Raw genomic sequence first — 8,156 nt, forward strand, 5'->3', positions numbered from 1 at the left:
GCGCGACCACGGCGGCGACCTGCCCCGGCAGGTCGACCGCGCGGCCGGCGTTGACCGGCGTCTCCCGGGCATAGGCCCTGGCCAGCCAGAGCCCGATCAGGCCGATCGGCAGGTTGACGAAGAAGATCGCCCGCCAGCCGGCCAGCGCGATCAAGGTGCCACCGACGAACGGACCCGCGGTCAGCGTCAGGCTGGCGCCGGCGGCCCAGATGCCCACGGCGCGGCCACGTTGCTTCGGATCGGGATAAGCATGGTTCAACAACGCGAGCGAATTCGGCACCAGCAGCGCTGCCGCCACCCCCTGCAGGCCGCGCAGGGCGATCAGGCTGGCCGCGTCGGGCGCGAGGCCGCAGCAGACCGAAGCCGCCGTGAACAGGGCAAATCCCGCCATGAAGACGCGCCGCGCGCCGAAGCGGTCGCCGAGCGCGCCCGCGGTCAGGATGAAGGCGGCGAAGGCGATCGTGTAGGCGTTCACCACCCATTGCAGCGCGGCAACGTCGCCAGCGAGCGCGATGCGGATGCTTTCGAGCGCGGTGTTGACGATGGTGATGTCGAGCTGGACGACGCCGAAGCCGAGGCTCATGCCCGTCAGCGTCAGCGCGCCCGCTATCCGGGAGGGCGGCGATGGCGTGACCGGAACCTGCAGCGCGGCGGGTGATGATCGTCTCATGCCGGACCTCCTGGCGGTGGAGCGCGGCGTTGAACCTATCGCTTTGAACGACAGGTATGTTTCGATATCCATCGAAGAATGCCGGTTCAGCCTTGCGCTCACCCCGATGACAAAACGCCGCGCTCGAGGCGCGGCGTTTTGTCTCAGGCGGCGGGCCGCGGTCAGCTGGCGGCGCGCAGATTGACGCTGGTCTCGGCGAGCTTGGTCAGCTTCATGTCGGTCGCCTTCTCCTCGTCGAGCGTCTTCTGCAGCAGGGTGGCGCAATCGCTGCGGCCGAGCTGCTTGGCCCAGGCGACCAGGCTGCCATAGCGGGTGATCTCGTAGTGCTCGGCCGCCTGGCCGGCATTGATCAGGGCCGCGTCGAGCACGGTCTTGTCGGCGACCTCGCCGGCGACCTCCTCGGCCTCCTCGATGATGCCGTCGATCGCAGGGCAATCGACCGCCTTGGGCGCGATGCCCTGCATCTCGAACACCTGCTCGAGCCGCTTCACATGCGTGCGCGTCTCGTCGAGATGGGTGAGGAAACCCTGCTTGAGCTGCTGGTCGGTGGCCTTGTCGGCCATCTTGGGCAGCGCTTTGATCAGCTGGTTCTCGGCATAATAGATGTCCTGCAGCTGGTGCACGAACAGGTCGTTCATCGTCTTGATGTCTTTGGTGAACAGTCCCATGTGTCTCACGTCCTTCCGGGGTTCGGAACATGGCGGGCCCCTCCCCGACCGCGTGCATGTCCATTGACGTCTCGCCTGCGGCTAACCGGCGGCCTGATCGGTTGTTCCGGAGCCATGGCCAGCGCCGCTGGGAACCCGGCCTGCGAAGGCGACGTTCTCGGTCGAACCGGGGGAGTAACCTTTGGGACCAAACTGAGGCGGCCGGCGCGGTCCCAGCTATGTGACTGGAGTGTGACAGACCCGCAAACCGAACGCGAAGCTGCGCTGAGTCAAGGACTGCACAAGACGTACGTTTTAGCTTAAGGAACAGGCTGTCACGGATTGCCCGCCCTCTTCGATCAGATGGTTTCGCCCTTTTTCCAAGATTTACTGCCGCCCCGCCGGGAGGATGAATGCAGCGCCTGCTGACCACGCTCTCGCGTGGCTTCAAGAAATGGATCGGCTGGAAGCGGCTGGGGATTGCAGCAAGCCTTGCGATCATCGCCTTCGCGATCACCACGCTCGTGCGCACGCTGAAGGGCGTCGAGGGCGGCGTCATCCTGACCGCGCTCACCGACATCCCGCCCGGTCACATTGCGCTCGCGGCCTTGTGCGTGGTCGGCGCGTTCTGCACGCTCACGTTCTATGATTTTTTTGCGTTGCGAACGATCGGCAAGAAGCACGTCCCTTATCGCATCGCGGCGATGAGCGCCTTCACGAGCTATTCGATCGGCCACAACATCGGCGCCACCGTGTTCACCGGCGGCGCGATCCGCTTCCGGATCTATTCCGACTACGGCCTCTCGGCGATCGATGTCGCCAAGATCTGCTTCCTGTCGGGCCTGACTTTCTGGCTCGGCAATCTGTTCGTGCTGGGCATCGGCATGACCCTGCACCCGGCGGCCGCGACCGCGATGGATCAGCTGCCGCCGACGGTGAACCAGCTGATCGCGATCGGCATCCTCAGCGCGATCTTCGCCTATCTGGGCTGGCTGTACGCCGGCAAGAACCGCCGCCAGCTCGGCCAGAACGGCTGGAAGGTCGTGCTGCCCTCCGCACCGCTGACGATCGTGCAGATCCTGATCGGCGTCGTCGATCTCGGCTTCTGCGCGCTGGCGATGTACCTCTTGGTGCCGTCGAACCCGCCGATCGATTTCCTGTCGCTGTCGGTGGTGTTCATCCTCGCCACCCTGCTCGGCTTTGCCAGTCATGCGCCCGGCAGCCTCGGCGTGTTCGATGCCGCGATGCTGTTGGCGCTGCCGCAGTTCGGCCGCGAGCAGCTGCTGGCCACGCTGCTGGTGTTCCGCGTGCTGTATTTCGTCATCCCGTTCGCCACCGCGATCTCGATCATGGGCGTCCGGGAACTCTGGCTGAACGTCGTCAAGCCCTGGCAGGAGCGGCGCCGGCTGCAGGCGGCCGTCTCGGACGAGATCGCCGCCAAGCGCGCGGCGGCGACCGCCCCCGCGGCCGTTCCGCAGCGGATCAAGCGCCACTCGCAGGGTTGACTTGACGCGGTGAGTGCGAGCTGACAGCGGTGCGGTCGACGTGACCGGCCGCTCTCTTATTTCCGCCCCATCGCTCAATTGAATGCTCGGCGCATGAACTCCTGGCGTATGACCCGTATGTCCCTTCGTCCAATGCTCGCCGCCTGCGTGCTGGCCGGCCTGCTTGCCCCGCTCGCCGTCCGTCCGGTGGCCGCACAGTTCGGCACCGCCCCGCAGTTGCAGATCAGCTGGGAGGTCCGCAACCGCTTCCGCCTGTTCCGCGAGGAGCGCGACTTCCTGCTGCATCTCGAGAGCACGCGCGACCGCTCGATCCTGTCGGCCGAACAGGGTCTGGCGATCCAGAGCGACGGCCGCGGCTGGGCGCGCAACGTCGTCAACCGGCTGTGCATCGACCTCACCGGCCGCGTCAACGAGCCGTGCACGCGCGACAACGTCAAGGAAAGCTATCTCACGCCGGTCGACCATCCGGTCACCGTGCGCCTGACCGGCCCGGTGCCGGTCGGCGCCACCTGCGCCTGGTCGTTCGACGATGGCGACGGCCCGCAGACCTCGACCTTCGACTGCGCGGAGCCGGTCAATCTGCGCGTCCGCTACGGCCGCCAGACCGTCGCCTCCGTCGACGTGACGAGCCCCGAAGGCACGCAGCAGGTGTCGACCGGCATCCAGGTCCGGGACGTTCTCATCGCCGGCCTCGGCGACAGCATCGCCTCCGGCGAAGGCAATCCGGACCGTCCGATCGCGCTGTCCGACGACGGCTTCTGCTTCCGGTCCTATCTCGGTGGCCCGACCGCGCAATATTATCGGCCGAGCCGCGCCGGCTTCAAAGGCGGCCGCGCCTGCGAGGCGCCGGACACGCTGCAGAACTGGCAGAAGCACAGTGCGGTCTGGTTCAACGCCGCCTGCCATCGTTCGCTGTACAGCTACCAGACCCGCACCGCGCTGGCGCTCGCCGTGCGCTACCCGCATGTCGCGGTGACCTATCTGCCGCTCGCCTGCACCGGCGCGACCATCGCCGACGGCCTGTTCGGCAGCCAGCGCGCCCGCGAATGCACGCCGGGCCGGTCGCTCGCGACCTGCGCCGGCGGCGTCAACGGCCAGCTCGGCGAGCTGCGCGAGGCGCTGACCGCCGCCCAGCGCCGCCAGCCGGACCGCCGCCTCGACCTGATCCTGCTGTCGATCGGCGCCAACGACATCAACTTCTCCGGCCTCGTCGCCGACGTCATCGTCGACACCCCGACGGAGCGCACGTTGTTCAAGCGCTCCGGCGTGATCGGCTCGGTCGACGAGTCCCGCGGCGAGCTCGCGCGCGACCTGCCGCGCGGCTTTGCCAAGCTGCGCGATGCGCTCAAGCCGCTGGTCGGCGATCTCTCGCACGTCATCTACACCTCCTACGGCAATCCGGCGCTGAGCGGCCCGGGCACGCCCTGCCCCGGCGGTCCCGCGGGGTTCGAGGTGCACCCCTCCTTCAACGCCAATCCGCAGCGGCTCGCCAATGTCGCTGGATTCGTCGAGAACGAGTTCCTCCCCGCATTGCGCGGTCTCGCGCAATGCACCGCCGGCGTGCTGTGCCGCGACCCGCGCACCGAGCGCATGACCTTCGTCGACGCGCATCAGCCCGCTTTCGCTCAGCACGGCTTCTGCGCGCGCTCGCCGCAGGATCCGCCGTTCGACCGCGAATGCTTCGCCGCCAATGGCGAGAGCTTCGATTCCAACATCGTCTCCGCCGCCAACGAGCCCTTGCTGTGCGGTCGCGGCGCCAGCGAGTATCGCCCCTATCTGCCGCGCGCCCGCTGGATCCGCGACGCCAATGACAGCTACTTCTCGGCGATGACCTATCCGCAGGGCCTGCCGGCGGCGATGCAGCCGGCCGACATCCACGATGCGAGCTGGGGCGTGCTGTCGGCGGTGTATGGCGGCGCGGTGCATCCGACCGCCGAGGGCCATGCCGCGATGGCCGACGCGGCGTTCCCGGCCGCCGCCGAGGTGCTCAACCTCGATGCGGCCGAACCCAGCATCGCCAGCCAGCCGCTGCCGCCGAGCGGAGGCGCGCAGCAATAGCTGCCGTCGTCGCCCTCGGCGCTGTCGCATTGACGATCGGGGCTTTGCGCCGTCACTCGCCACGTCATGGTTGGGCTTGTCCCGGCCATCCACGTCGGTCGGCATGCTGAGAACGACGTGGATGCCCGGGACAAGCCAGAACAAGCCCGGGCATGACGGAGTTACTATCTTCAGGATCGCAAGTGGCGACCGCTCAGCTCAGGTCAAAGCTCGGATGCCGCGCGATGGCGACACGACGTCTATGAGCGATGCGGACGCATCAGCCACGCGACCGCGAACTACTTCGTCGGGGCCGGCTTCTTCATCATCGGCGGCGCCTGCTTGGTCGCCGGAGCGGTGGCGGTCGTCGCCTGCGCAGGAAGGTACTTGGCGAGGATCGCGGGATCGATCTGCGCCATGTTCGTGTCAGGCAGGCGGGTCCAGGTCTCGTCCTTGCCGAACAGCGAGATGCCGAGATAGCCGTGCAGGATCAGCGACTGCCCGTCCGGGGTGACCCGCATGTTGGCCTTCCAGATGTTACCGTCGCGCGGGTTAAGGACGTTGCCGCCTTCGTATTTCAGGCCCTCGCGCTTCATGTCGCGCACGAAGGAGATACCGACGATCGGCGCATTCTTGCGGTCGTCGGTGCACTTGGAGCAGACCTCGTTGGGATTGTCGCCCGGACGCGGAAACGTCTTGGCGATCACGCCTTCGAACACGCCGTCGTGGTCGATGAAGAGAAACCAGCCGACGGGTCTGCCGTCCTCGACCTTCTGCCACAGCCCGGCCGCGGTCGGCTCTGCCGCCAGCGCCGGCCGCGTCAGCAGCGCACCAGCAACGACCACCGCGCCGAGCGCGAGCGTCGTTGCGGCAGGCGACAGCCGAAGTCGGGGAAACGCATTGCGCATCATCATCTCACCTTGACCAAGTCAAAAAATGAATGGCCGCACAGTACGGCCGTTTCGTGCATCGTTACAGCCCATAACAGGTCTGGCGCGCCGGTGAAACCGGCACGCGCAGGAAACATTTCTTCACATTTGAGTTGGTCCGGCGGCGTCTGGTTCCACACCGCTGACAAATTAGTTGACGCCGAGCTTCTTCTGCAGGCTCGACGACGACGTCGTGTACTGGAACACCAGCCGCTTCTCCGGATAGACGTAGCGATGCGCCTTCTGCGCCATCAGCGCGCCCTCGTGGAAGCCGCACAGGATCAGCTTGATCTTGCCCGGATAGGTGTTGATGTCGCCGATCGCGAAGATGCCGGGCACGCTGGTCTCGAACGCCGAGGTCTCGACCGGGATCAGATTGTTCTCGAGCGCGATGCCCCAATCGGCGACCGGGCCGAGCTTCATCGTCAACCCGAAAAACGGCAGCATCATTTCGCAGGGAATGGTCTCGACCGCGTTGTCGTTGCCCTTGATGGTCGCAGCCGACAGCTGACCGTTGGCGCCTTCGAGCGCGGTGACCTGGCCGATGCGCAGGTCCATCTTGCCGCCCGCGACGAGCGCGCGCATCTGCTCGACGCTGTGGGGCGCGGCGCGGAAATCGTCGCGGCGATGGATCAGCGTGATGCGCTTGGCGATGGGATGCAGATTGAGCGTCCAGTCGAGCGCGGAGTCGCCGCCGCCGACGATGACGACATTCTTGTCGCGGAACTGCTCCATCTTGCGCACGGCATAGAACACCGACGTGCCCTCATAGGCCTCGATGCCCGGCACCGGCGGGCGCTTCGGCTGGAACGAGCCGCCACCGGCGGCGATCACCACGACCTTGCACTCGAACACCTTGTCGGCGTCGGTGGTGACGCGGAAACCGGGATCGCCGATCTTCTCGACGTTCGTCACCATCTCGCCGAGATGGAAGGTCGGGCTGAACGGCTTGATCTGCTCCATCAGCTGGTCGGTGAGGCCCTGCCCCGTCACCATCGGCACGCCGGGAATGTCGTAGATCGGCTTCTCCGGATAGAGCTCGGCGCACTGTCCCCCGACCTTGTCGAGGATGTCGATCAGGTGTGCCTTGATGTCGAGCAGCCCCAGTTCAAACACGGCAAACAGTCCGCAGGGGCCCGCGCCAATGATCAGCACATCGGTCTTGATCGCTTCACTCATGTCGCTCTTCTCGTTGGAGGCGCCGCTCGGAGGATGGCGGCAGATGGCGGTTCCGAATTTGTAGCCAACGGGGCGGTCGCAGGGAAGGCACAAAAGCCGGCCTCCGCCGCACCCGCGGCTTGCAGCGGATGGTCTAGCGAGGTTTGAAGGGGAGACGGAATGATGGAGATCAATCGGTGACAGCGACGGCCCGCCACGACCACGCGCCACGGCTCGAGGACTTCCCCTACCGCCTGACGGACAATGTCCGGTTCGGCGACCTCGATCCCAACCAGCACGTCAACAACGCGGTCTATGCGACCTATTTCGAGACCGGCCGGGTGACGCTGATGAAGGACCCGCGCCACGGCCTGCTGCAGGACGGGCTGGCCTGGATCATGGTGCGGCTCGACATGCATTTCCGTGCCGAGTTGCGCTGGCCGGGAACGATCGATCTGGGACTGGGCGTCGTGAAGCTGGGGCGGACGTCGGTGACCTGCGAACAGGTCGTGTTCTCGGACGGACGCTGCGTGGCCTCGGCCACCGCCGTGATGGTGCTGATCGACGAGGTGACGCGCAAGCCGGCGCCGCTGACGCCGCAGCTGATCGCGGCGCTGCAGCCATGGGCGCGCCGCGGTGTTTCGATCACGCTCCCGGCCTGAGGCCGGGGCGGAGACAGTCGGGAGGTGCCTTGGGGAGAGATCCCGACGACGACAAATCAGGCCTGGCGCTCGGGCGTCGACACGACGAGGCCGTCGAGCTCGTCGGAAACCTTGATCTGGCAGGCGAGGCGCGAGTTCGGCCGCACGTCATAGCCGAAATCGAGCATGTCCTCTTCCATCGGGGTCGGCGGACCGACCTTCTCGCGCCAGGCTTCGTCGACATAGACATGGCAGGTCGCGCAGGCGCAGGCGCCGCCACATTCAGCTTCGATGCCCGGAATGGCGTTGCGGATCGCCGCTTCCATCACGGTCGCGCCGTTCTCGATGTCAACGGTTCGGGATTCGCCGGAGTGGTCGACAAAGGTGATCTTGGCCATGTGTGCTCGTGCTGCGCAGGAAATGAGGTCGGGCTGTCCTATAACGGACCGCTCCGCTCCGCGCTAGTGCCGCGGCCGGCCGCTCAGGCGGCGCCCAGCATGTCCGAAATCGCCGCGCGCGCCTGGGCCACAGCGGTGGCGAGCCAGGCCAGCGCATCGGCCGGATCGCCC

At 66.6% G+C, this 8,156-nt stretch carries 8 protein-coding genes; 3 read left to right on the plus strand and 5 right to left on the minus strand.

What is annotated here, in order from left to right; genetic code table 11:
• Together BRAS3809_RS16705 and BRAS3809_RS16715 are read right to left on the minus strand one after the other, a co-directional pair.
• Positions 1-670 (minus strand): MFS transporter (locus BRAS3809_RS16705; protein ID WP_035656514.1); only part of this gene is annotated, 670 nt, incomplete at its 3' end.
• A gap of 161 nt (positions 671-831) precedes the next feature.
• The gene (locus tag BRAS3809_RS16715; protein ID WP_008963290.1) at positions 832-1,338 is read right to left on the minus strand and encodes a YciE/YciF ferroxidase family protein; all 507 of its coding nucleotides are present in this window, start codon (positions 1,336-1,338) and stop codon (positions 832-834) included.
• Positions 1,339-1,730: 392 nt separating this feature from the next.
• Here BRAS3809_RS16715 and BRAS3809_RS16720 point away from each other — a divergent pair, with 392 nt between their 5' ends.
• Both BRAS3809_RS16720 and BRAS3809_RS16725 read left to right on the plus strand, forming a co-directional pair.
• On the plus strand, positions 1,731-2,822 hold the full coding sequence (locus BRAS3809_RS16720; protein ID WP_008963291.1) for a lysylphosphatidylglycerol synthase transmembrane domain-containing protein: 1,092 nt from the start codon (positions 1,731-1,733) through the stop codon (positions 2,820-2,822).
• A 108-nt stretch (positions 2,823-2,930) separates the two neighbouring features.
• The gene (locus tag BRAS3809_RS16725; protein WP_035656515.1) at positions 2,931-4,880 is read left to right on the plus strand and encodes an SGNH/GDSL hydrolase family protein; all 1,950 of its coding nucleotides are present in this window, start codon (positions 2,931-2,933) and stop codon (positions 4,878-4,880) included.
• A 278-nt stretch (positions 4,881-5,158) separates the two neighbouring features.
• On the opposite strand, the gene BRAS3809_RS16730 is transcribed toward BRAS3809_RS16725, so the two are convergent.
• Together BRAS3809_RS16730 and BRAS3809_RS16735 are read right to left on the minus strand one after the other, a co-directional pair.
• Entirely contained in the window at positions 5,159-5,767 is a 609-nt protein-coding gene (locus tag BRAS3809_RS16730; protein ID WP_008963293.1) for a DUF2147 domain-containing protein, read from the minus strand.
• A gap of 171 nt (positions 5,768-5,938) precedes the next feature.
• On the minus strand, positions 5,939-6,967 hold the full coding sequence (locus BRAS3809_RS16735; protein ID WP_008963294.1) for an NAD(P)/FAD-dependent oxidoreductase: 1,029 nt from the start codon (positions 6,965-6,967) through the stop codon (positions 5,939-5,941).
• Positions 6,968-7,143: 176 nt separating this feature from the next.
• On the opposite strand from BRAS3809_RS16735, the gene BRAS3809_RS16740 reads away from it, so the two are divergent.
• Entirely contained in the window at positions 7,144-7,608 is a 465-nt protein-coding gene (locus BRAS3809_RS16740) for an acyl-CoA thioesterase (protein WP_008963295.1), read from the plus strand.
• A gap of 56 nt (positions 7,609-7,664) precedes the next feature.
• Here the strand turns inward: BRAS3809_RS16740 and BRAS3809_RS16745 are convergent, their stop codons facing one another.
• On the minus strand, positions 7,665-7,985 hold the full coding sequence (locus tag BRAS3809_RS16745) for a 2Fe-2S iron-sulfur cluster-binding protein (protein ID WP_008963296.1): 321 nt from the start codon (positions 7,983-7,985) through the stop codon (positions 7,665-7,667).
• Positions 7,986-8,156 lie beyond the last annotated feature (171 nt).

The sequence above is a fragment of the Bradyrhizobium sp. STM 3809 genome, from assembly GCF_000239795.1.
Lineage (GTDB): Bacteria > Pseudomonadota > Alphaproteobacteria > Rhizobiales > Xanthobacteraceae > Bradyrhizobium.